The following is a 23,657-nucleotide window of genomic DNA, read 5'->3' as shown; positions in this document are numbered from 1 at the left end:
TGTTCTGTTACTAGCTGCGGGGGGGGGGGGGGTGCGCGGGCGCCCCGGCGGGTGCGGGGGGGGGGGGGCTGCCCGGCGCGGGGGGGGGGGGGGCCCCCCCCCCCCCCCCCCCACCCCGATGAGCGCGGCGAGCGGACCAGCAGGCTCGGTGCGAGCGGGGCGAGGGGAAGCGGTGAGTGAAGGCGCGGTGGTCATCGCCCTGGACGTGGGCGGCACGGGCATCAAGGCCGCGCTGGTCCGGGCGGATGGGACCAGCCAGCACACCGAACGGCACGCCACCGGCGCTGACCGGGGTCCGTCGGCGGTCGTGGAGACCGTCCTGTCCGTCGCCGGAGGGCTGGCTGACAAGGCCCGCGCCGACGGGTTGACTCCGGTGGCGGTGGGCATCGCGGTGCCCGGGGTGATCGACGAGGTCGCCGGCGTGGCGGTCTGGTCGGCCAACGTCGGCTTCCGGGACGTACCGTTGCGGGACCTGGCGGTCGCGCGGCTCGGGCTGCCCGTGGCGCTCGGGCACGACGTGCGGGTGGGCGGCGTGGCGGAGGCCCGGCTCGGCGCCGGGCGGGGTAGTAGGCACGTGCTCTTCGTCGCGATCGGCACCGGCATCGCCGCTGCGCACGTGGTTGGAGGGTCGGCCTACGCGGGCGCGCACGGCGCCGCCGGCGAACTGGGTCACATCGTGGTACGCCCCGGTGGGCCGCGCTGCGGCTGCGGCCAGCTCGGCTGTCTGGAGGCGGTCGCTTCGGCGGCCGCGGTCGGCCGGCGTTACGTGGAGCTGACCGGTACGCCCGCCACCGCGGCCGACGTCTCCGCGCGGGCCGCCGCGGGGGAGGAACTCGCCGGGCAGGTGTGGCGCGACACGGTCGACGCGCTCGCCGACGGGCTCCGCACCGGACAGGCTCTCTACGACGCGGAGGTGATGGTGATCGGCGGCGGCCTCGCCGAGGCCGGAGCCGGGTTGATCGACCCGCTCCGGGCGGCGCTGCGCGCGCGGCTCACGTTTCACCGGGAGCCGCGGCTGGCGCGGGCCGCACTCGGCGACGAGGCCGGCAGCCTCGGCGCCGCCCTACTCGCGCTCGACCGCATGGAGGGTGGCGTGCGAGCGCCGTATTGACCGGTGTCATCGCGACCGACGGCACCATCCGTATCATCGCGGCATGGTGCTGGACCCGGAGCCACGGATCAGCCGGCGGGCGGTGCTCCTGGCCGCCGGCGGGCTGCTCGTCGGTTGCTCCCCACAGCCCGAGGTCGACACGGTCCACCTGCGACTGGCCACCGGGCCGGCGGGGGCGGTGTACCGGCGCATCGGCGGTGCGCTGGCCGAACACATCTCCGAGCAGGTGCCGGGTGCCACGGTGACCACCGTGCCGAGCGGGGCGTCCACCGACAACATCCGGATGCTGCGGGCCGGCGCGGCGCACCTCGGGCTGACCAGTCTGGATGCGGTGATCACGACCGACGGCAGCGCGCCCGAGGGGCTCTCGGCGGTGTGCCGGCTCTACGACAGTCATCTGCATCTCGTGGTCATGGCCGGTTCGGCGATCGAGGAGTTCCGGGACCTTGAGGGCAAACGTCTGTCCCTCGGTGCCCGCGATTCGGGCACGGAGTTCACCTCGCTGCGGGTTCTGGAGCTCGGCCCGATCAACGCCGACGTTCGGTACCTCAGCCAGGCCGAATCGGCGGCGGCGCTGCGCGACGGCAGGATCGACGCGATGTTCTCCCTGACCGGCGTCCCGACACCCGCCATCACGGAGCTGGCTCAGCGGCACCCGATCCGGCTGATCCCGTTGGACGCACAGGCGGACGCGCTCTTCACGGCGTACCCGGGTCCCTACGCTCCCGCCACGATCCACGCGACCGCCTACGCCGGCGTCCCGGCCACCCGCACCGTCGCCGTGCCGAACGTGCTGCTCGCGCGCAACGACCTGCCCGACGACCTGGTCTACGCCATCACCGACACGATCTTCACGCACACCGGCACGATCACCTCCGCCAGCCGTGGCGACGCCGCGGCCGTTCCCGAAGCGTGGCAGATCAACGTACGCACCGGGATCTCCACCGCATCGGTTCCGCTCCATCCGGGCGCGGTGGCCTGGTTCCGCGACCGCAAGCGCTGACCAGAGACAGCGGCAGGTTGGCGAAGAGACCGGGTCCTCAGACCGGCGACGGCGCCGGGGCGCCGGCCGACGACGCCACCTGCGGAACGACCGGCAACGCGACCACTGCGGCGAACCCGTGCCCGGACCCGTCCGGACGCGGCAGGCCCTCCTCCAGCCGCAGCTCGCCCCCGGCCGCCCCGACCAGGTCGGCGCAGATCGCCAGTCCCAGGCCGGTACCGGACACGTTCTGGTGCCGCGGCGACCGCCAGAACCGTCGTAGCGCCTGCGCCTGCTCGGACACGTCGATCCCCTGCCCGTCGTCGCGGACCGAGATGGTGACCACCCCTGCGGCCGCGGAGCCGTTGCGGTTTCCGGCGCCCGCTCCACCGGGAACAACGCGGGCGCTCACCTCCACCGCCCGCGCGCCCGAAAGCCGCAACGCGTTGCTGATCAGCTCGTCCAGGATGCTGCCCAGTCCGCCCGGCGGCTCCAGCAGCCGCAGCCCCGGCGGCACGTCGACCGCCAGTGTCTGCCCCGCCGTCGCCGTCAACGCCCGCCACCGGACCACCCGGGTCGCCAGCACCTCGTCAAGATCCACCGGCGACGCCGTCCGCATGCTCTCCATCCGCGCACTGGCCTGCAGCGAGTTCAACATCCGCTGCATCGCCTTCAGCTCGTCGACGGCGACGTCGTACACCTGCCGTCCGTTGCCCTCCGGCCGCAGGTGCGGCGCGAGGCTCTCCACCGCGAGCCGGAGGCTGGTCAACGGGTTGCGCAACTGGTGCGACGCGTCGGACACGAAGGCCCGCTGCCGCTGCGCGGCGTTCTCGACGGCGTCCATCATGGTGTTGAACGACTCCGCCAGCCGCCGCAGCTCGATCGGGCCGGCTTCGGCGTCGGCGCGGATCGTCAGGTCGCCCTCGGAGATCCGCGAGGTCGCCGCGTCCAGCTTCCGCACCGGCCGCAGCACCCATGCCGACACCGGCCAGGCGACGGCCGCCAACGCGATCAACGGCAGCAGCCCCAGCCCGGCGAGCCGGGCCCAGCGTACGAGGATGGCTTCGCGCGTCCTCGACAGGTCGGAGATCGTCACGACGGCGCCGACCACCTCACTGTCCCGGCCCACCGGCTCGGCCACAACGAGTGCCGAATCGTCCCACGGCGCCCATTCCCAGGACGGTTCGGAGCGCGCCCCGGCCAGCGCCGCGGTCACGATCCGGGGCAACGTCGGCTCGGCGCGTGCCGCCTCCTGGTACGCGCCGGCCGGTCCGAGCAACACCTCGCCGGACGTGTCGACCAGCGCGACCGGGATGCCGTAGAGCTCGTGGTAACGCGTCAGCTCCTGCTGGAGCGCCTCGGTCCGCCCGGTCGACAGCGCGGTCTCGGCCAGCGAGGCGAACCGGCCGACGTCGTTGAGCCGGTTGACGTACGTCTCCTGCATCTCCCGCTCGGCCACGGTGACGCTGAGCGGCACCCCGAGCGCCGCGACGAGCAGCACCGCAAGGGGAACGAGGACGACGAGCAGGCGGCGGTGCACGGCGTGTCAGCCGATCAGCTCCGGCTGGTCGGCCAGGAGCCGATAGCCGACGCCGTGGATCGTGCGGATGACCACGTCCGGCCCCAGCTTGTGCCGTATCGCCGCGATGTGGGTGTCCAGGGTGCGACTCGACGACTCCCAGGTCGCGCCCCAGATCTGGTCGAGGATGACGTCGCGGCTGACCACGTTGGGCGCCCGCCGGGCCAGCAGCAGGAGCAGCTCGAACTCCTTGCGGGTCAACGGCACGGGCGTGCCGTCGACGGTGACCTCGCGGGTGCCCACGCCGATCCGCATCGGGCCGAGCAGGAGCGGCTCGTCCGACTGGCTCAGGGCGCGAGCCGCCCGGGTGCGCCGCAGGACGGCGTCGATCCGGGCGAGCAGCTCCGGGATGCCGAAGGGCTTGACGATGTAGTCGTCAGCGCCGGCGCGCAGGCCACGGACCCGCTCGTGCTCCTCGGACCGTGCGGTGACCGCGATGACCGCGGTCTGCGGGTGGTCACGCAGCTTCCGGATCACGTCGAGTCCGTCGCCGTCGGGCAGACCCAGGTCGACGAGCACCACGTCGGACGGCGCGGCGCGCACGGCCTCCGCGGCGGTGGCGATGCGGTGGACCTCGAAGCCCGCCTGGGTCAGGACGGTCACCAGACCCAGCGCCACGCGGTCGTCATCCTCGATGACGGTTATCCGCATACCAGCGGATTGTACGGCCCGGGTCGACCCTCGTGTCAGCCCTCAAGTTCTTGGGATTCCTCTGACACCATCCGCGTCCCGGCCAGTCGAGACTGAGGTCCACTCGCTCACTGAGACATGCGCATGCGCTGATGAGGAGGCCGCTGTGCGAGAGACCAGCAGGTACCGGGCCACCGCGCGGATGGTCGCCGCGATCGGCGTCGTCTCGCTCGTCGCCGCCTGTTCCGGCAACGGAGGCGCCAACGGCGGAGGCGACGCCGCAGGCTACCCGGACCAGAACATCACGATCGTCGTGCCGTTCAGCGCGGGGGGCCCGACAGACACCGTCACCCGCATGATCGCCGAGCCGATGGCCGCCAAGCTCGGCGCCAAGATCGTCGTCCAGAACGTCGAGGGCGCCGGCGGCACGGTCGGCGCCGGCGACGTCGCGCGGGCCGATCCGGACGGCTACACGGTGCTCATGCATCACATCGGTATGTCGACGGCGCCAGCCCTGTACAAGAACCTGGGCTACAAGCCGCTCGAGGACTTCGAGATGGTCGGACTCGTCACCGAGGTGCCGATGACAGTCGTCGCCCGCAAGGACTTCGCACCCGCGACACTCCAGGACCTCGTGACCCACGTGAAGGCGAACGCCAACAAGGTCACCCTGGCCAACGCTGGCATCGGCGCCGCATCCCACCTGTGCGGCCTGCTGTTCCAGACCGCCACCGGTGTCAAGCTCCAGGAGGTCCCGTACCAGGGCACCGGCCCCGCGCTGACCGACCTCGTCGGCGGCCAGGTCGACTTCATGTGCGACCAGACGACCAACACCAGCGGCCAGATCGCCGCAGGGAAGGTGAAGGCGTACGCGGTCACCACGCCGGAGCGGGTGAAGAGCCTTCCCGACCTGCCCACCACGGCCGAGGCCGGGCTGCCCCAGCTTCAGGTCAGCGTGTGGCACGGTCTCTACGTCCCGGCCGGCACGCCGCAGGAGGTCGTCCAGAAGCTGTCCGAGGCGCTGAAGGTGGCACTGGCCGACCAGGGGGTCATCGACCAGATGGCCAAGCTCGGCACCGCGCCGGTCCCGGCCCAGGACGCGACCCCGCAGGCGCACCGGGCCAAGCTCGAGGAGCAGCTCGGCACGTGGGCGAAGATCATCGCTGACGCCGGGGTCAAGGTCTCCTGAGGTGGAACGCCGTCGGTCGTTCCCGGACGTCCTCGCCGGGGGACTCTTCGTCCTGATCGGTGGCGCATTCGTGTGGGGGGCGCTCGGCTACGAGCTGGGCGCCCCACTGCGGATGGGCCCCGGCGCCTTCCCGCTGCTGGTCGGCGCGACCGTGGCCGCCCTGGGCCTGGCGATCATCATCAAGGGACTCATCGCCGGTGAGGGGATCTCGTTCGGACCGGTCCCATGGCGTGCGGTCGCCGCCATCGTGCTCGCGGTCCTGTTCTTCGGACTCACCGTCCGGCGCCTCGGATTCGTGCCGACGTCGGCGGTGACCGCCCTGCTCACCACGCTGGCCAGCGCACGCGTACGGCTACTCACGGCCGTGGCCGTGGCCGCCGGTCTGACCGCGGCCAGCACGCTCATCTTCGTCGTCGGACTTCAGCTGCGGATCCCGCTATGGGGCCCGTGGCTGGAGCTCTGACGCGGCATCCGGACTGAGGCATGGAACTTCTCGACAACCTCGCGCTGGGCTTCTCGACCGCCTTCCTGGTCCAGAACGTCCTCTACTGCTTCGTGGGAGTGCTGCTCGGGACCGCGGTCGGCGTGCTGCCCGGCATCGGGCCAACGGCGACGGTGGCGATGCTGCTGCCGATCACGTTCAGCTTCGAGCCGGTGACGGCGCTGATCATGCTGGCCGGCATCTACTACGGCGCGCAGTACGGCGGCTCGACGACCGCCATCCTGATCAACCTGCCCGGCGAGTCCTCGGCGGCGGTCACCGCGCTGGACGGGTACGAGATGGCCCGGCAGGGCCGGGCCGGTCCGGCCCTGGCCGCCGCCGCGGTCGGGTCCTTCATCGCGGGCACGGTGGCCACCGTCGCGCTGGCCGTCGCGGCCCCACCGCTGGCCAGCGTCGCGTTGAAGTTCGGCCCGGCCGACTACTTCTCGCTCGTGCTGCTCGGCCTGATCGTGTCAATAACGCTGGCGCGTGGATCGGCGCTCAAGGCACTGGCGATGATCGCGCTCGGCGTGCTGCTCGGCACGGTCGGCCAGGACATCTACACCGGCACGCCCCGGTTCGTGTTCGACCAGCGCGAGCTGTACGGCGGCATCAACTTCGTGTCGGTCGCCGTCGGCATGTTCGGGGTGGCCGAAATTCTGCGCAACCTGGAGAACGAGGAGACCCGCACGGCGATCGTCGGCAAGGTGCGGAACCTCTGGCCGACCCGTGAGGACCGCCGCCGGATCGTCGGCCCGATCGCGCGCGGTACCGGTCTCGGCGCCGCGCTCGGCGTCCTGCCCGGCGGTGGCCACGTGCTGGCCTCGTTCACCTCGTACGCCGTCGAGAAGCGGATCTCGAAGCGGCCGCAGGAGTTCGGGCGCGGCGCGATCGAGGGAGTCGCCGGCCCCGAGTCGGCGAACAACGCCGCCGCGCAGACGTCGTTCATTCCACTGCTCACCCTGGGTCTGCCCGCCCACCCGGTGATGGCGCTGATGGTCGGCGCGTTCATCGTCCACGGCATCACCCCCGGCCCGAACGTCATCACCAACGAGCCGGCGCTGTTCTGGGGCCTGATCGCGTCGATGTGGATCGGAAACGTGCTGCTCGTGCTGCTGAACCTGCCGCTGATCGGCATCTGGGTGCGCCTGCTGCGCATCCCGTACCAGGTGCTGTTCCCGATGATCATCCTGTTCGCCGCGATCGGCACCTACTCGCTGAGCTTCAACGCGTACGACGTCTACGCGATCGCGTTCTTCGGGATCCTGGGCTACATCCTGATCAAGTGCGGCTGCGAGCCGGCGCCGCTGCTGCTCGGCTTCGTCCTCGGCCCCCTGCTCGAGGAGCACCTGCGCAGGGCGCTCATCATCTCCCGCGGCGACGCGTCGGTCTTCCTGACCCGGCCGATCTCCGCAGTGTTCCTGGCCCTGGCCGTGGCAGCGCTCGTCGTCGCCGTCCTCCCGATGATTCGCAGGCGCCGCGAGATCGTGTTCGCCGACGAGGAGCAGGAGGCCGGATGGTGATCCCGGCGGGGCGCTCGGCGCGACCGGTCAGCGCCTCACGGGCAGGGCGTTCGCGCGCAGACGTCGATGACCTTGCCGGTGAGCAGGAACACCGCCTTCTGTTTCTGGGCTCCGGCCTGGGCGCGCGGGAACTCGTGCGGATCGTCGCCGTACTCCGGCCCGGCCGGGGCGAGGTTCGTCGTCGGCGGCGCGTACGCCGCGCCGCTGTTCCAGATCACGATCGCCGAGCCGGTGTACGGATACGCCCGGATCGGTGTGATGCCCCAGTACGGCTTCACGTCGAGTGACCAGCCGTCGGCGAGGGCAGGGGTGTGCAGGCGGGCGCCGATGGTGCGCGCCTGGACCTCGGCCGCGGCGGGGGAGACCTGGTGGTCGCCGAAGGCCACCTGCATCAGCACCCGGTGCGCCGGGGTGCGCGGCAACGGCTTGTCGGTCATGTGCTGGGCGTACCCGTTGGCTTCGGACCGGTCCCAGAGCATCTGCAGCAGTGCGAAGATCAGCTGCTGGTCGACCTTGTCCGGGTAGTACTGGTCCATGATCGATTGGAAGGGGGCGAAGTCCACGCTGCGCTGCAGCAGCGTGGAGTAGTTCATCGCCGGCACGCCGAGCACGGACCGGGTCCAGTCCTGGGCGATGGCGGTGAGTGCGCCGCCGTTGATGCCACCCTGACTGTTGCCGTCGTAGTGCAGCCCGCCGGCCACGTCGATGAGCGGATGCCCGCCGGCGTCCTGGAACGCCGGGTCGGCCGCGAACCCGTCCGGGTGGATCATCGCCCGGCCCAGGAAGAGGAAGTTCAGGAAGCTCTGCTGCAACCGGTCCGCCACCGCGGGGAAGGCGCTGAGGTCGGTGAAGGCGCCGGCCACGTACGGGACGTCAGCGGCGGCCATGCCGATCCAACTTGTCGCGCAGAAGCTGAAGTCGTACGTCGCCGACATGGTCTTGACGTTGCCGGCGTTGACCTCGGTCGGGCTGCCCAGCAGGCCGTGGCCGTAGAGCGACAGGTGTGCCGGATCGGCGGCGGAGGCGCTGCGCGGGATGTCGCAGACGAAGTCCGCCCGCAGCGTCGCGCCGGACGGCGTGGGCAGGGAGTACCTCGTCGGTGCTGACCCGTCGCCGTCCGCCGGCCCGTAGTGCAGCCGTGACCCGGGTCCGCCGCTGCCGTTCAGATAGGACGGTACGCCGATGGTGCCGGTCACCTGCCGGGCGATCCGCGCATCCTGCGCGGGCGGGTAGTCGGTCACCTGGGTGACGGTGATCGACGGCGCCGCCGCGCCCAGGGTGGCGAAGGCGTTGTCGCGGATCGCCAGCATCCGCCCGGTCAGGCCCTGCCGGCTCGCCACCGTGAAGTCCCACGCCAGGTGGAGGCTGTGCCGCTTGACACCGACCCTGGTCAGGTCGGCGAGGACCCGCTTGATCTGCGGGGCGCGGCGGTCCCGGGGGCCGAGGCCGACGCCGGTGACGTACTTCCGGAATGCGGCCGGCGTAGGGATGAGCTTCCCGTTCCGGTCGCGCATGCCACGCAGGCCCACCACGTACCGGGTGCCCTCAGCCAGCGCCACCGCCGGCCGGATGATGAGCAGCTGCCGGTCGGGCGCGCCGGCGGCGTGCGCGTCCAGCTCCGCCCAGTACGGAGTGCGCTTGCCGGTGGCCGTGTTGAGCAGCACGATCGGCGCGTCCGGCGCCAGCGAGCGGCCGATGTCGGTGACCGGGGCGATCCCCGTGGCCGCGGCGTCCAGGCCGGGCACGCGCACCAGGATCGGCGAGCCGGGGCTGAACCCGTCCTGTCGGTTCCATTCGGCCGGGTCGATCGGGGTGCCGTGCACGTTGGCGGGCATCGAGGAGGCCGCGAGTTGCACCCGCTTGCCGGTGCGGCTGGCTCGATCCGTCACGGTGAAGAAGTCGTTCGGGAACGGCAGCAGGCACGCGGTCGGGTCGATCGGGTCGCAGCCACCGTGCGTGGCCGGGTGCGACGACACCGCGGGTGGCGCGGCGGGGGCTGCCGTGCCGAGCAGCACGGCTCCGGCGGTCACCAGCACGGACACGGCGAGACGGAGCCGTACGGGGGTGGTCACACGCATCTCCTTCGATGGTGGCCGGAGTGGACGAACCCTACGCCGCACGAGGGATCGCGGCAAGAGCGGCGCCCTCGCGTTCGCCGGCCGGTTGATCCCGGACGATAACCTCGCCCACATCACCATCACCGACACCTCGCTGAAGGTCTCCTGGACCTGGACCATCCGCCCCGGGCAGGCAAGCGCGAAGCGCTGGAAGGAGTTGGGCATCCCGCCGGTCGTGTGGCACTGGCTGCCCCCGTCAGGCGGCCCGGCGAGGGTGACGTATCCCGAGTCGCCCGCGTTCCGGCGGCCGATCCTGCTGATGGCGTTGGCGCGGGACGTCACGGTGCGGGTACGCCGGGACCGGCCGTCGTTCACCGCGTTCCGCGTCGAGCGGCCCCGGTCACCGTTCTCCGCGGTGACCACGTCACCCGGGCCTTCCTGCCAGTGCCACCCGTCGCATCACCAGCGCACGCCCACGTCCGACCTGCGCCACCAGGTCCTCGATCCCGACACCGTGCTGTGCGACCTCACGCCCCAGGTCACGGTCTTTCGCAACCAGGACCCGCGGGCGGCTCCCTCGTTCGGTGATCCGCAGTCGATCCTCGCGGCGATGGGAACTCCGTACGTGCTCGTCTCGGGGGCCGAGACGCCGGTTCCGGTGGAGGCGGACAACCTGGGCAGGGTCGCGGACACGATGGCGGTGAGCCTCGGCTACGTCTGGAAACGGGTGCTGCCGCCCGGACTGCTGATCGTGCCGCAGCCCACCGGGGTGGTGATCCAGCACTGGGAGGGCCACTTCCAGGTACAGGTCACGATCAAGGACCCGGACAAGCCCGCGGCGTACGCCTACTCGGCCCGCTGCCAGGGCTCGGTCAGTCTGATCGTCATCCAGCACGACGAGAACGTCACCGTGACCGTCCAACCCGGGCCGAAGGCCGTCGCCCGTGCGACGTTTGTCTATTCCCGCAAGGTCGCCCACGAAGATGTTCCGCGCCAGGGCGCGAGCCTGGACTTCGACGCGAAGACGCACCACCGCCACGAGTTGCCCGACAGGACGAGCGTCTCGTCCATGGTCCAGATGATGATCGAGGTGCCGCTCAGCTTCGTCCCCATCATCGGAGACCTCTACGAGCTCGGACAGCTCGCGTTCATGACGGCAACCGGGCGGGACTTCTGGGGCAATCGCGTCACCTCCAACGAGATCATCGTGTACGGGACTCTGGCGGCGGTGTCGGTTGGCGCGACGGCCTACGTCCGTATGGGCAGGAGTTCGGCGCGGCTCAGCGAGGAACTCGCCCGCATCGAAGCGCTGACGGCTGATCTGCGCCGGATCGTGGACGATGTCGACGGTGCTGCGCGGTCCGGTGCACTTCTGAAACGCCTCAAGAGCTTGCCGGAGCCACAGCAGGAGAAGCTCGCCAAGATGTTGGAAGCCGCCACCGCGAACCCCCGTGCGGCCTCGACGCTGGCCAAGGGCGTCCAGGACGTGCTGCAGGAGGCGAAGAAGGCCTCGAAGCAGGCCGACGATCTCCTCGACCTCGACGTGCACGCGCTCTTCACCGAGGACATGGCGTCGTTCGCCAACTCGATGCTGCGCTGGGAGTACGACGACTACATCGCCATCGTGGCCCGCCGCGGGAACGACCCGAAGGCACCGCTGGACTGGTTGCTCGGCACGACACGTCAGTGGGTGCACGCCTACCTCAAGGCGCACCTGGGCGACGACTACCGCACCATCATCAAGGCGGCCCACGGCCGGCTGCCAGGCCGGGTGACCCTCACGACGGCGATGCTGGGCCACTACGACACCGTGGCGAAGATGGGCATCAACCAGTACAACGAGATGCAGAAGAAGGTCCGCAAGGTGTCCGGCTTCGGGTACCTGTTCGAGCTGGATCACATCATCGAACAGCGCTTCATCCGACGGCTCCGCGAGTGGACCGAGGCCGTACCGGAATACCTGGCCTTCCAGGCGTTCCTCGTGCCCAAGAACGCCGGCGTCGCCGCCGAGATGATCCGCATTGACCCGGCCTCACACGTGATCCGCTACGTCCACCGAGCGAAGACCGACATCATGCGGACCCTGATCCCGCACGGCTCCGAGCACCTCTTCAACGTGCAACAGATCGCGGACGCGACGCTGTTCACGCTGAAGTCGCTGGACGCGCACACCTACATGAGGACGATCGACGTCTTGAAAGAGGACTTCCGCTTCCTCGCGGGGGCCCTCGGCCAGGAGATGCCCCGGCTCCGGCAGTGGGACGAACTCACCGAGGCCCTCTTCACAGCGGCGAACGGCTGGCCGCAGGTCAAGTAGACATGGGCGATCGTGCAGGTCTATCGCGGGCTCACGACGGTCAGCAGCACGACTGAGTCCTCGACCGCGGTCAGGGCGTGCCGCTGTGGCGGGATCGCGACGTGGTCACCGTCCCTGCCCTCCCATGCCTCGGTCGACGTGGTGAGCCGGACGTGGCCGCGTAGGACCAGCAAGGTCGCCTCGCCCGGGCTGCTGTGTTCGGCCAACTCACGCCCGGCGAGCAGAGCCAGGACGGTATGGCGGAGTGCCTGGTCGTGGCCGCCGTGGATGGTGTGGGCCGATCGGCCGCTGTGCGCCTCTCGAGCCAAGGTCAGCTGTTCCTCCGCCAGTGTGGGGAGGGAGGTCGACTTCATCGATAGAGCCCTTCGTCTCGTCCGGGATCAACGCGTTGGGTCAGAGAGCCAGCAGGAGGACGCCGCCCGCGAGCAGGGCGACCACCTTGACCAGCTCAAGGGCAACGTAGGCGTAGTGAGCGTGCGAGCGTGGTGCATTCTCGCCCGCCAACACGGCGCGGGAGCGCCGAGCCAGCCGCGGCCGGACAGCCAGCAGCTGGACCAGCAGGACGGCGACGGCGACCATGATGGCCGCGAGCGCCCGCGCTGGCGGCGGGTTCAACGCGAACGCGACCAGGATGGTCATGCCGAGGATGACCTCGATGGCGTTGAGGACACGGAAGACCAGCCGACCGATGCCCAGCCCAATCTGCACGGTCACGCCGGGGGCACGAAACTTCAGCGGCGCCTCGATGAACGAGATGGCCAGCACCATGCCCAACCAGACGAAGCTCACCGCGACCGCGACCGCCGCGGCGGCGTTCATCGGGCTGCCCCGGTGACCGTGAGGTGGGTGAGGCACAGGTTGGGCTCGACGAACGGCTCCAGCCGGTCGACCATGACCGGCACCTGCCAGGCGTCCATGGCACCTCGCATCAGCCCCAGGTGGACCGGGCAGACGACGTGGGGCTGGGATTCGGCGAGTTCGAGGAAGGGGCAGTGCCGCAGACCGATCCGTACCTGCCCGTCGGCGTCACGCCGTTCAGGAGCGAAGTTCATCGTCTCCAGCAACGACATCAGATGGTCGACCGGCGCCGCTTTCCCGCCCGCCCCGTCGTCGTCGGTGGACGAGGCGATCTGTCGGCCCCACCGGCGACCGGCCTCGATCGCCTTCGCATCGGGATCAGCGTCGCCGGCGAGACTCAACGCGAGTATCTCGGCCAGCACCCGGTACTGCCGCGGCCCGGCCGGGTCCATCCTTCGCACCGCCCGGAACAGCAGCGGGGGACGGCCGGGGCGGTTCTGCTCGGGTACCACACGTTCGACCCGGCCCTGACCGACCAGGGTGTCCAGGTGAAACCGGACGGTGTTCGGATGCACGCCCAACTGGCCGGCGATCGCCACGATGCTCAGCGGGGCGATCGCCGCGTTCAGCACCCGCAGGACCCGCAGACGTGGCCCCGCCGGCTGCTCGGACTCGGTCGCCATGATTCTCACCCTTCCTGTGCGGCGTTCGTCGGCGGGAGATTCGCCACCATCGGCGTGTCCACCCCCAGCGGGCCGATCCTCGCGGCACCGCCCGGCGAGCCCAGGGGCCCGTCGCGGCCCGGCAGGGTCTCGACGAAGAACGCCTCGTTGTCGGCGAGGTGCGGACGGTACGGCTCGGGCAGATCGTCCTCGAAGTAGATGGCCTCGACCGGGCAGACCGGCTCACAGGCCCCGCAGTCGACGCACTCGTCCGGCTGGATGTAGAGGCTGCGGGCCCCCTCGTAGATGCAGTCCACCGGGCACTCTTCCACGCATGCGCGGTCGATCACATCTACGCAGGGTTCACCGATCACGTACGTCATGCCTATAGTTTACACAAGTTCGGCTTGTATAAACCCATGGGTGGGAGGAACCAGATGGAGCAGAAGAGCACGGAGTCAGAGCTCGACGTACGGCAACTTCGCAAGACCGACAAGCACCCGACGATCTTCGCCCGCTATGCCGAGCTGCCGACGAACGGGTCGTTCGTGCTCGTCAACGACCACGACCCCAGGCACCTGCGCAACGAGTTCGAGGCTGACCACCCCGACAGCGTCGGCTGGGAGTACCTGGCACGGGAGCCCCGCAACTGGCGGATCCGGATCACCAAGCTCACCAGTACGCCGCTTCCCCGGACTCTCGTCGACACGACCGGCCTCGCCGAGCTCACCGGTGAGCCGGATGTGACCGGGGCGGTGTGGAAGTTGCAGGCGCGCGAACGGGACCTGGACGCCAACATCATCGCGTTGCCGCCCGGCGGCGTCATCGACGAGCACGCCGGCCCGGACCTCGATGTCCTCATCCACGTCCTGGCCGGGTCCGGGCAGCTCGCCACCGAAGGCGGCGTCGTGGACCTGCGGTCCGGCGCCCTGGTGTGGCTGCCCCGGCGGTCGCGCCGTCAGTTCACCAGCGGGCCGGACGGACTGCGCTACTTCACCGTCCACCAGCGCCGACAGGCTCTTCTCGTGGACACCACGGTGCGGCGGGCCGACTGATGAGTGGGCCAGTGTGACCTGAGGGTTCGTGATCCGCCTCGATGTCGCGGACGGCCGCTCGTCAACGTCCCGACGGCCGGAGGTGAGCGGCGCCATCGCGATTCGGCGTCGCCACTGGCGGCCCGTCGGCCGGTCTTCCACAATTGGCCCGGTCGGCTCGGAGTGCTCACCGTGTCGGGCGGGCGCTGCTTGCGGCTGCTCACTGGAGATGTTTGACTGACGCGTCAGTATTGGTGGTTTGGGGACTGCTTGGTCGGCCAGACGGATGGATGGGGCCCATGGCGCGAGTGAGCGTGGAGGCGGAGCGCAAGGGTCAGATCCTCGCGGCCGCCTGCGAGGTCCTTTCCGAGATCGGCTTCAAGTCCCTGCGCGTAGCCGATGTGGCCCGGCGCGCGAAGACCAGCACCGGTACCGTGCACTACTACTTCGACACCAAGCGTGACCTCATGCACGCGGCGTTCGAATGGAACTTCGCCCAGTCCCTGCGACGGCGGGCGCCGCTCATGGAGCAGCACCCCGACCCACGGGACAGGCTGCGTGCGTTCGTAGAGTCGTATCTGCCGGCCGACGAAGTCACCGTGCGTGCGTGGCACGTGTGGGCGGAGCTGTGGGTGGAGGCTCTGCACGACCTGGACCTGCAGGACCTGAACGAGCGGGTCTACGGCGAGTGGCGGCGGACGGTCGCTGCGATCATCCGCGACGGGCAGGCCGCCGCGTACTTCCGCGAGGGCGATCCGGTGCTGCTCGCCAACGGTCTGATCGGCATGATCGACGGGCTCAGTCTCCAGGTGCTGCTTGGATCAAAGAGCCTGACCGTGGCCCGGATGCGTGCCGCCTGCGAGGAAATGCTGCGCACTCTCGAGGCTCCGTCACAGTCACCCGGTACCCACGCCCCGGTGTCCGTACCGCGCCCGTAGTCCGCGCCCGCCCGGCCCGGTTCGGCCGGCGCACTCCGCCCGGGCGTTGTCGCCGCCGCGCTGGCCGCGCTTCTCCCCGCGGACACGCCGCCCCGCTCCGATGTGCGGGGTGGCGTTTTGCCGTGCGGGTCGATCGACCCAGCTATCGGTGATCTTCAAGGCTTTCCCTGAATCAGACGCGCTTCGGCGCCAGAAACCCCCGAAGACCCCCTTGACACGTCGTGACTCGCCTCACAGGATCGTGCTCATATAACTGACGCGCCAATCAAATTTGGGGGACTAGTGCACGTTCCGAAGCGGGTCCTCGCTGCCGGTGTCGCGGCGGGTGCCGTGGTCGCCCTGGTCGGATGTGGTGGAGACGCCGGCGGGGCCAGTGGCAAGTCGCTGACCGTGGTCATGTGGGGCGGCGAGGATCAGAAGACCCACGTGCGGGAGGCGGTCCAGCCGTGGGCGGACCAGAACGGTGTCACGGTCAAGCAGGACTCTCCCACCGACTACGCGAAGTTCCGCGCCCAGGTCGAGTCGGGCAAGGTGAGCTGGGGCGTGGTCGAGGTGGAGCCGAACTTCGCCAAGACCGCCTGTTCCAACGGCTGGGCGGAGAAGCTCGACAAGGCCAAGGTGGACACGTCGCAGGTCAACCCGGTGGAGGTCACCGACTGCGCCGTGCCGACCCTGGAGTACGCGTTCACCATCGCGTACAACACCAAGACCTTCGCCGATCGGCACCCGACGACCTGGGCGGAGTTCTTCGACACCGCGCAGTTCCCCGGCAAGCGGGGCTTCTGGAGGTACGCCACCGGCGCCATGTTCGAGGCCGCGCTCCTGGCCGACGGGGTGAAGCCCGAGAACCTCTACCCGCTGGACATCGATCGCGCCTTCCGCAAGCTCGACACGATCAAGAAGGACATTGTCTTCTACGAGACCGGTGAGCAGCAGCAACAGCTGGTCTCCACCGGGGAGGCTCCGCTGATCCAGGCCTGGAACGGGCGGATCTACTCCGCGGCCAAGGCCGGCCAGCCGGTGGCCAACGAGTGGAACGAGCACATGGTCGCCTACGACCAGTTCGTCATTCCCAAGGGCTCCCCGCAGGCGGCCCAGGCGCAGGAGTGGCTGGCCCACTACCTCATGGATGCGAAGGGTCAGGCGGGTTACTCCAATGCCACCGCGTACGCGCCGGTCAACAAGGCTGCCTTGGAACACATCGACCCGGCGGTGGCCAAGGAGCTGCCGACGTCGCCGGAGAACGCCGCGAAGCGTTCAGTGATCATCGACTACTCCTACTGGGCGGAGCACTACGACAGCGTGACAGAGCGGCTCACCGAATGGGCGGTCAAGTGAGCGTGGTGGCGTCCGCGCCGGACGGAGTGGCATCGGGCAGCCGGGGCGCGGACCCCGGCTCCCCGGCCCCTTCGCAGCCGTACGGGCGAAGGCGTGGGATCTTCGACGGGTGGGGACTGCTGCTGCTTCCCCTGGTGCTCTTCCTGCTGGCGGTGTACGTCGCCCCGCTGGTCCTGGTGCTCGCGCGCAGCTTCACTGACCCGGTCACCGGCTTGGACAACTATCGGGACTTCTTCGCCTCACCCGTCTACGTCGATGTCCTGGTCAACACGTTCCGGATCTCCGGGCTGGTCACCCTGGTGACCCTGCTCCTCGGCTTTCCCTACGCCTACCTGATGACGCTCGCCTCACCGTTCTGGCGCGGCGTGCTGCTGGTGGCCGTCCTGGTGCCCTTCTGGACCAGCCTGCTGGTCCGCACCTTCGCCTGGGTGCTGATGCTCGGCGACACCGGGGTGGTCAACCAGACCCTGATCAGTGTCGGCATCATCGACGAGCCCATCGCGATGATTCGCACGTCCACCGGCGTGGTGATCGGCGTGGTCCAGGTGATGCTGCCGTACGCCGTACTGCCGATGTTCGCCACCATGCGCGGCATCGACCGGCGGCTCGTCCAGGCCGCCGAAGGACTCGGCGCGCGACCGGTGTCGGCGTTCTGGCGGGTGTACGCCCCATTGACCGTGCCCGGCGTCGCCGCATCCAGCCTGCTGGTGTTCATCTCCTCAATCGGGTTCTACGTCACGCCGGCGCTGCTCGGCAACCCGCAGGACATGATGATCGGCGAACTCATCGTGCAGCAACTCTCGGCCGTGCTGCGGTGGGGCTTCGCGTCGGCACTGGCGGTCGTGCTTTTCGTGGTCACCGGCGTGCTGCTGCTCCTGGTTTCTCGCATCGTCAAGATCGACAAGTTCGTGGCGGGTGGGCGATGACCTCACGCACCGTGGTCCGCGCGGCGTTGACCGGGCTGGTGGCGTTGACCGGGATCTACCTGGTCGCCCCGGTGTTCGTCGTCGTCCCGACCTCGTTCAACGACAGCTCGTTCCTGGCGTTCCCTCCCGAGAAGTGGTCGTTGCGCTGGTACGAGAGCTACTTCCAGGATCAGACCTGGATCTCCAGCACCCTCAACAGCGTCCAGATCGGATTGTTGGTCACCGCCCTGTCCGTCGTGCTCGGCGTGCTGGCGTCCCTGGCGATGGTGCGCGGCCGCTACCCGCTGCGAGCGGCGGTGAGTGGTCTCGTGCTCGCGCCGGTGCTGGTGCCCTACGTGATCGTCGGGCTCGCGGTGTACGCCGCCTTCCTGCGACTGGGGCTCACTCAGACGACGCTCGGGTTCGTGCTGGTGCACACCGCGCTGGCGGTGCCGTTCGTGGTGATCAACGTATCGGCGGCGCTGGTGAGCTTCGACCGCAGGCTCGAAATGGCCGCGTCGGGCCTGGGAGCTGGACGGTTGAGCACCTTCTTCCGCGTCACCCTGCCCATCATCGCGCCCAGTGTGCTGGCCGGAGCCCTGTTCGCTTTCATCACGTCGTTCGACGAGGTGGTGACCAGCATCTTCCTGGCCGGTCCGGAACTGACGACGCTGCCCGTGCAGATGTGGAGCGGAGTCCGGGTCCAGATCGATCCGACCGTCGCCGCCGTCTCGACGATGCTGCTGCTCGTCACCCTGGCCCTGTTCGCCTCGGTCGGTCTGGCACGCGCCCTGCGTAACCGCCGCCTCAACCGAGCCTGACCTTCTGCCAAAGGACACCACGCCATGAACAATCAGCTCGCAGAACTCGGCGGCGCAGGGACATCCATCGACATCGTCAACGTGGTCAAGCGCTACAGCGGCATGACCGCGGTCGACGACGTGAGCCTGCACGTGCGGCCCGGCGAGTTCCTCACTCTGCTCGGCGCGAGCGGGTCCGGGAAGTCGACGCTGCTCAACATCATCGCCGGCTTCATCGACGCCGACGCGGGGCGCATCCAGGTGGACGGCCGCGACCTCACCAGAGTGCCCTCACACAAGCGCAATCTCGGCATGGTGTTCCAGCACTACGCGCTGTTCCCGCACATGTCGGTCTTCGACAACGTCGCCTTCCCGCTGCGCCGCCGCCGGACGGTGGGCCGCAGCGAGGTTGTCCGACGGGTGCAGCAGGCCCTTGAGGTGGTGGAACTCGGCCACCTGGGCAAGCGGCGGCCCGCCCAACTGTCCGGCGGGCAGCAGCAGCGGGTGGCCCTGGCCCGTGCCATCGTCTTCCAGCCGCAGGCGCTGCTGATGGACGAACCGCTCGGCGCGCTCGACAAGCGGCTACGCGAACAGCTCCAGCTTGAGATCAAACGACTGCACCGGGAGCTGGGCACCACCGTCGTCTTCGTCACCCACGATCAGGAGGAGGCGCTGGCGATGTCCGACCGGATCGCGGTCCTGCGCGACGGCGCGCTGGTCCAGGTCGGCACACCCGAAGAGCTGTACGAGCGGCCGTCCAGCCGCTACGCCGCGGAGTTCCTCGGCGAGTCGAACATATTCGCCGGCCACAGTGACGGGCAGAAGTTCGTCGACGAGGCCTCGAAGGCGGTGTTCGCCATCGCGGACACGGCCCGCAGCGGCTCCGCGCTCGTCGTGCGGCCCGAGCACGTGCAGCTTGCCGAGCCCGGCACCGATCTGCCCGCCGAGGACAACGCCGTCGACGGGGTCGTCCGCGACGTGGTCTACCTCGGCAGCGGGCTGCGCGTCGAGATCACCCTTCCGGACGGTCGGAACCTGGTGGCCCGCGCCGCCACCCGGGGGCGGTTCACCCCGCAGCCCGGCCTTGCGGTGCTCGCCCACTGGCATCGCGAGCATTCGCTCGTCGTCCAGGACGACATCAATGGCGGGGACCGCGCCGCAAGCGTCAACTGACCTGGTCCCGTACGTCGACGGCCCTACCTGGGAGGGCCGTCCGCTGAACCCTGCAAGGAGGCACCATGACCCGCAGCATCCGTGACGGCATCGAACTGAGCGAGGAGCAGCGCGAGTTCGTCGCGCTCGCCCGTGACTTCGCCGAGCGGGAGATCCGCCCTCGTGCCCGTGAGGTCGACGAGGCCGACACCGAGTCCCCGCTCGACCTGTGGGCCAAGGCGGCCAGGGTCGGCCTGGCCTCGTACATGCTGCCGGCCGAGTACGGCGGCGGCGGTATCAGCGACCTGGTCACCCAGTGCCTGGTACAGCAGGAACTGTGTTACGGCGACATCGGCATCGGCAACTTCCTGACGTCCAGCGCGTTCTTCGCCGGGCCGGTACTGGAACTGGGCAACGAGGAGCAGCGCAAGCGTTGGCTCACCCCACTCGCCAGTCAGCAGCCGCCGGTCACCGCGGTCGCGGTCACCGAGCCCGGTGTCGGGTCCGACTCCGCCGCCATCCAGACACGGGCGGTGCGCGACGGCGACCACTACGTCCTCAACGGCCAGAAGACCTGGATCTCCAACGCCCCCTACGCGCAGTGGATCGTGGTGTTCGCGACCGTCGACCCCGCGCTGCGGGCGAGAGGCGTGACCGCCTTCCTCGTCGAGCGGGACACGCCCGGCGTCGCCATCGGAAATCCGATGAAGAAGCTGGGTCAGCGGGGCATCGTCAACGCCGAAATCTTCCTCGACAACGTGCGGGTACCCGTCGGGCACCGGCTCGGCGCGGAGGGCAAGGGTTTCTACGGCCTGATGCGTACGTTCGACGCGTCCCGCATTCTGATCGGCGCCGGTGCGACCGGGCTGTCCCGGGCCGCGCTCGACGCGACGATCACGTACGCCCACGAGCGCGTCCAGTTCGGTAAGCCGATCATCGAGCACCAGGCCGTGGCGTTCCGGATCGCGGACATGGCCGCCCGGACGGACATCTCGCACCTGGTCACGATGCGAGCCGCCCGGCTGTTCGACGCTGGCGAGCACGTGGCGGCGGAATCGGCGATCGCGAAGGTCACCGCCTCGGAGAACACCACCTGGGTCACCAACGCCGCACTGCAGACCCACGGCGGCTGGGGCTACTCACGTGAGTACCTGGTGGAGAAATGGCTGCGCGACGCGAAGCTGGAGGAACTCGAGGAGGGCACCTCCGACATCCAGCGGCTGATCATCTCCCGCTCCCTGGCGCAGAAGAAATGAGCGCCTCGCTGTCGGTCTTCTCCGATCCCCGCTGCGTGGCCGTGGTCGGTGCCTCCGGCGACCCGGCGAAGTGGGGTTACTGGCTCGCTCGGGGCGCGATGCGTGGCGCCGACCGCCGCTCGGTGTACCTGGTGAACGGGAAGTCCCCGACGATTGAGGGAGTTCAGTCCTACGCTTCGCTGCGCGACCTGCCGGAGCCTCCGGAACTCGTGGTGCTGTGCGCGCCCGCGGCCAGCATCCCGGCCGTGGTCGACGAGGCGCTGGCGCTGGGGGCCACAGGGTTCCTCGGTATCACCGCCGGGATCGATGCCGTACACGGCGAACCGGGCCTCGAACGCCGGCTGGCGGCCCGCATCCGCGCGGCAGGGGCCCGGCTGGTCGGCCCGAACTGCCTCGGCCTCTACGACGCCGAACACCAGCTCGAGCTCGCCTGGGGCAGCTTTCACCCCGGCAGCCTCGGCATCGTCTCCCAGTCCGGGCAGCTCGGTCTGGAGATCGCCGGCCTGGCCGCGCACGCCGGCCTCGGCGTCTCCCGATTCGTCTCGGTCGGCAACCAGGTCGACGTCACCGCGGCAGACCTGCTCGAAGACCTCGTCGACCATCAGCCGACCAAGGCGGTCGTGCTGTACCTGGAGAGCTTCGCCTCCGGGCGGGACCTCGTCGCCACCATGGCCCGGCTGCGCGCGGCCGGCAAACCGGTCGTGGTGCTCACCGTGGGTACCAGCGAGGCCAGCCGGATCGCGGCCCGCTCGCACACCGGAGCGCTGACCGTGTCGACCGACGTGGTTGCCGCCGCCTGCCGTGCCGCCGGAGCACTGCTCGTCGAGACCCCGGCGCAGGCCATCGACCTCGCGCATCTGCTCGTGGGCAGCCCGCTGCCGCGCGGCCACCGGGTCGCCGTCGTGAGCGACAGCGGCGGTCAGGGCGCCCTAGCCGCGGACATCCTGTGCCGCGAAGGGCTCACGGTGCCGCGATTGTCCCCGGCTCTCTCCGACGCGCTCGCGGCAGTCCTGCCAGCCGCCGCGGCATTGGCCAACCCCGTGGACCTGGCCGGCGCCGGCGAGCAGGACCTGGACACCTATTCCCGGATTGTCGAGATGCTACTGGCCAGCGACGAGGTCGACGCCGTGGTGTTGTCCGGCTACTTCGGGTCGTACGGCTCGGACACCCCCGCACTGGTGGACCGGGAACTCGAGGTCGTCGAGATGCTGGCCGATTCGGTCCGCCGCCACGAACGGCCGGTCGTCGTGCACAGCATGAGCCATGACTCCGAAGCCGTGCAGTCCATGCGCGCTCAGGCGGTGCCCACGCTGCACACCATCGACGGGGTGGCCCGCTCCCTGGGACTCGCCGCCAACCTCTTCGACCGCGTCCCTGACCAGCTCAGGGAGGCCGCGCCCGCCGCCGTGACGGTGGGCGAGGCCGCGCTCTACCTCGACGGACGCGATCGCATCGCCCGGCACGGCGTGCCGTACCCGAGGGCGTCGGCCGTCGCGTCGGCGGACCACCTCCGCGTCGCCGCGGCGGCGATGACCGGGCCCTTCGTGCTCAAGGCTGACTGGCTGGAGCACAAATCCGACGTCGGGGGCGTCGTCGTCGGACTGGCCGACGGCGAAGCGGCCGTCGGCGCGTTCACCGACATGTCCGGACGACTGGGTGCCGGCGGCTACGTACTCGAGGAAATGGACGTCCGGCCCGACGTGGTCGAACTGATCGTCGGCGCCCGACGCGATCGGTCCTTCGGTCCGCTCGTGCTGGTCGGGCTCGGCGGCGTGCAGGCTGAGCTGTACCGCGACGTGCAACTCGCCCTGGCGCCGGTCAGCGAGGGGCAGGCCAAGCGGATGCTCGAATCCCTGCGCGCCTACCCGATGCTGCAGGGCTGGCGGGGCCGCCCGCCGGTCGACGTCGACGCCGCCGCCCGGGTTGTCGCCGCCGTGTCCCGCCTGCTCGCCGAGGAACCAGACGTGGTGGAGTGCGAGATCAACCCGTTGCGGATAGCCCCCGACGGCGCTCTGGCGGTGGATGCTCTGGTGCTCACCGCGCTCCCCAGTGACGACGTGGCACCCGATCCGGTACTGACAGGAGCAAACCAATGATCGGCACATCGCCGTACAACGAATTCGTTGGCAAGGTCGCGCTGGTCACCGGCGGCGGTTCCGGCATCGGCCGGGCGATTGCCCTGCGGTACGCCGCCGGCGGTGGCGAGGTCGTGGTGCTCGGGCGCCGCCGCGAGCCGCTGGAGGAGACCGCCCGGATGGCCGAGAAGTACGGCGTCCAGGCCGGTGTGGCCTGCTGCGACGTGCGCGACCCCGATGCCGTGACCGCGGCGGTGGACCGGGTGGTGACCGACCACGGGCGACTGGACGCCCTGGTGAACAACGCGGCGGGCAACTTCGTCTGCCCGGCGGAGAATCTGTCGCCCAACGGCTGGCGAGCGGTGGTGGACATCGTCCTCAACGGCACCTTCTACTGCACTCGCGCCGCGGCCGCGCACATGCTGGCGGCGGGCGGTGGAGCGGTCCTCAACGTGATCGCCAGCTACGCCTGGCACGGCCATCCCGGCACCGTGCACAGCGCCGCGGCGAAAGGCGGCGTCCTCGCCATGACCCGCACCCTCGCCGCCGAGTGGGGCGCCCGCGGGATCCGGGTCAACTGCATCGCGCCGGGCCCCACGGAGACCGAAGGCGCCGGCGCGGCACTGTGGCCAACGGCCGAGGACCGGGCCCGGGTGCTCGGCAGCGTGCCGGCGGGTCGGTTCACCAGGCCGGAGGAGGTTGCCGAGTCCGCCGCGTTCCTCCTCGACGAGCGGCGCGCGGGCTACGTGACCGGCGACGTGCTCTCCGTCGACGGCGGCCAGTGGCTCGGCAAGGTCGTGTACGCCAACTCCTCCGCCGGGCGGTAGACC

At 70.1% G+C, this 23,657-nt stretch carries 22 protein-coding genes; 15 read left to right on the top strand and 7 right to left on the bottom strand.

Annotated features, from left to right (window positions below; translation table 11 throughout):
• Positions 1-172: 172 nt before the first annotated feature.
• Together ACWD6N_RS29725 and ACWD6N_RS29720 are read left to right on the top strand one after the other, a co-directional pair.
• Positions 173-1,111 carry an ROK family protein gene (locus ACWD6N_RS29725; RefSeq protein ID WP_387329116.1) on the top strand — a complete coding sequence of 313 codons (939 nt, stop codon included), beginning with the start codon at positions 173-175 and terminating at the stop codon, positions 1,109-1,111.
• A gap of 43 nt (positions 1,112-1,154) precedes the next feature.
• The gene (locus ACWD6N_RS29720; RefSeq protein WP_387329118.1) at positions 1,155-2,114 is read left to right on the top strand and encodes a TAXI family TRAP transporter solute-binding subunit; all 960 of its coding nucleotides are present in this window, start codon (positions 1,155-1,157) and stop codon (positions 2,112-2,114) included.
• 37 nt (positions 2,115-2,151) lie between these two features.
• Here ACWD6N_RS29720 and ACWD6N_RS29715 read toward each other — a convergent pair whose 3' ends face one another.
• Both ACWD6N_RS29715 and ACWD6N_RS29710 read right to left on the bottom strand, forming a co-directional pair.
• Entirely contained in the window at positions 2,152-3,633 is a 1,482-nt protein-coding gene (locus ACWD6N_RS29715; protein ID WP_387329121.1) for a sensor histidine kinase, read from the bottom strand.
• A gap of 6 nt (positions 3,634-3,639) precedes the next feature.
• Positions 3,640-4,323 (bottom strand): response regulator transcription factor, encoded by a 684-nt coding sequence (locus ACWD6N_RS29710; RefSeq protein ID WP_354965797.1) that lies wholly within the window; start codon positions 4,321-4,323, stop codon positions 3,640-3,642.
• 145 nt (positions 4,324-4,468) lie between these two features.
• Between ACWD6N_RS29710 and ACWD6N_RS29705 the strand changes: the two genes are divergently transcribed.
• Genes ACWD6N_RS29705 through ACWD6N_RS29695 form a run of 3 tightly spaced genes read left to right on the top strand, consistent with a single transcriptional unit; the run spans position 4,469 to position 7,495 of the window.
• Positions 4,469-5,491, top strand: coding sequence for a tripartite tricarboxylate transporter substrate-binding protein (locus ACWD6N_RS29705; protein WP_354965796.1), 1,023 nt, complete (start codon positions 4,469-4,471; stop codon positions 5,489-5,491).
• 1 nt (position 5,492) lies between these two features.
• Positions 5,493-5,954, top strand: a complete 462-nt coding sequence (locus ACWD6N_RS29700; protein WP_387329124.1) for a tripartite tricarboxylate transporter TctB family protein — start codon at positions 5,493-5,495, stop codon at positions 5,952-5,954.
• Between the two features lie 20 nt (positions 5,955-5,974).
• Positions 5,975-7,495 (top strand): tripartite tricarboxylate transporter permease, encoded by a 1,521-nt coding sequence (locus ACWD6N_RS29695; RefSeq protein ID WP_354965794.1) that lies wholly within the window; start codon positions 5,975-5,977, stop codon positions 7,493-7,495.
• Positions 7,496-7,530: 35 nt separating this feature from the next.
• Here the strand turns inward: ACWD6N_RS29695 and ACWD6N_RS29690 are convergent, their stop codons facing one another.
• On the bottom strand, positions 7,531-9,573 hold the full coding sequence (locus tag ACWD6N_RS29690; protein WP_449938828.1) for a hypothetical protein: 2,043 nt from the start codon (positions 9,571-9,573) through the stop codon (positions 7,531-7,533).
• Here ACWD6N_RS29690 and ACWD6N_RS29685 point away from each other — a divergent pair.
• Complete coding sequence (locus ACWD6N_RS29685) at positions 9,560-11,869, top strand: hypothetical protein (protein ID WP_449938827.1); 2,310 nt, start codon at positions 9,560-9,562, stop codon at positions 11,867-11,869. The genes ACWD6N_RS29690 and ACWD6N_RS29685 overlap by 14 nt on opposite strands.
• Positions 11,870-11,889: 20 nt before the next feature.
• Here the strand turns inward: ACWD6N_RS29685 and ACWD6N_RS29680 are convergent, their stop codons facing one another.
• From ACWD6N_RS29680 to fdxA, 4 genes are read right to left on the bottom strand one after another with little or no spacing between them, the layout of a single operon-like run.
• Positions 11,890-12,222: a cupin domain-containing protein gene (locus ACWD6N_RS29680; protein ID WP_354965791.1), complete on the bottom strand. Its 333-nt coding sequence runs from the start codon at positions 12,220-12,222 to the stop codon at positions 11,890-11,892.
• A gap of 40 nt (positions 12,223-12,262) precedes the next feature.
• Positions 12,263-12,688: a hypothetical protein gene (locus ACWD6N_RS29675; RefSeq protein ID WP_387327651.1), complete on the bottom strand. Its 426-nt coding sequence runs from the start codon at positions 12,686-12,688 to the stop codon at positions 12,263-12,265.
• Complete coding sequence (locus tag ACWD6N_RS29670) at positions 12,685-13,350, bottom strand: helix-turn-helix transcriptional regulator (protein ID WP_387327648.1); 666 nt, start codon at positions 13,348-13,350, stop codon at positions 12,685-12,687. The genes ACWD6N_RS29675 and ACWD6N_RS29670 overlap by 4 nt, the downstream gene beginning before the upstream one ends.
• A gap of 5 nt (positions 13,351-13,355) precedes the next feature.
• A complete protein-coding gene (gene fdxA / locus ACWD6N_RS29665; protein ID WP_354965788.1) occupies positions 13,356-13,712 on the bottom strand; it encodes a ferredoxin in 357 nt (118 codons plus the stop codon).
• Between the two features lie 54 nt (positions 13,713-13,766).
• Between fdxA and ACWD6N_RS29660 the strand changes: the two genes are divergently transcribed.
• From ACWD6N_RS29660 to ACWD6N_RS29620, 9 genes are all read left to right on the top strand, one after another.
• The gene (locus ACWD6N_RS29660; RefSeq protein ID WP_387327645.1) at positions 13,767-14,384 is read left to right on the top strand and encodes a DUF2249 domain-containing protein; all 618 of its coding nucleotides are present in this window, start codon (positions 13,767-13,769) and stop codon (positions 14,382-14,384) included.
• Positions 14,385-14,662: 278 nt separating this feature from the next.
• The gene (locus tag ACWD6N_RS29655) at positions 14,663-15,301 is read left to right on the top strand and encodes a TetR/AcrR family transcriptional regulator (RefSeq protein WP_354965786.1); all 639 of its coding nucleotides are present in this window, start codon (positions 14,663-14,665) and stop codon (positions 15,299-15,301) included.
• A 282-nt stretch (positions 15,302-15,583) separates the two neighbouring features.
• Positions 15,584-16,639: an ABC transporter substrate-binding protein gene (locus tag ACWD6N_RS29650; protein ID WP_354965785.1), complete on the top strand. Its 1,056-nt coding sequence runs from the start codon at positions 15,584-15,586 to the stop codon at positions 16,637-16,639.
• Positions 16,636-17,565 carry an ABC transporter permease gene (locus ACWD6N_RS29645; protein WP_387327639.1) on the top strand — a complete coding sequence of 310 codons (930 nt, stop codon included), beginning with the start codon at positions 16,636-16,638 and terminating at the stop codon, positions 17,563-17,565. The genes ACWD6N_RS29650 and ACWD6N_RS29645 overlap by 4 nt, the downstream gene beginning before the upstream one ends.
• The gene (locus tag ACWD6N_RS29640) at positions 17,562-18,365 is read left to right on the top strand and encodes an ABC transporter permease (RefSeq protein ID WP_387327636.1); all 804 of its coding nucleotides are present in this window, start codon (positions 17,562-17,564) and stop codon (positions 18,363-18,365) included. Before ACWD6N_RS29645 ends, ACWD6N_RS29640 begins: the two co-directional genes overlap by 4 nt.
• Before the next feature lie 24 nt (positions 18,366-18,389).
• Complete coding sequence (locus tag ACWD6N_RS29635; protein ID WP_387327633.1) at positions 18,390-19,517, top strand: ABC transporter ATP-binding protein; 1,128 nt, start codon at positions 18,390-18,392, stop codon at positions 19,515-19,517.
• Between the two features lie 65 nt (positions 19,518-19,582).
• Positions 19,583-20,752, top strand: coding sequence for an acyl-CoA dehydrogenase family protein (locus ACWD6N_RS29630; protein ID WP_387327630.1), 1,170 nt, complete (start codon positions 19,583-19,585; stop codon positions 20,750-20,752).
• On the top strand, positions 20,749-22,848 hold the full coding sequence (locus ACWD6N_RS29625; protein ID WP_387327628.1) for an acetate--CoA ligase family protein: 2,100 nt from the start codon (positions 20,749-20,751) through the stop codon (positions 22,846-22,848). Before ACWD6N_RS29630 ends, ACWD6N_RS29625 begins: the two co-directional genes overlap by 4 nt.
• Positions 22,845-23,654 (top strand): SDR family oxidoreductase, encoded by an 810-nt coding sequence (locus ACWD6N_RS29620; protein ID WP_387327625.1) that lies wholly within the window; start codon positions 22,845-22,847, stop codon positions 23,652-23,654. Before ACWD6N_RS29625 ends, ACWD6N_RS29620 begins: the two co-directional genes overlap by 4 nt.
• The last annotated feature ends 3 nt before the right edge of the window (positions 23,655-23,657 follow it).

The sequence above is a fragment of the Micromonospora sp. NPDC005163 genome, assembly GCF_053599835.1.
This window is presented reverse-complemented; position numbering and strand designations above follow the sequence as displayed.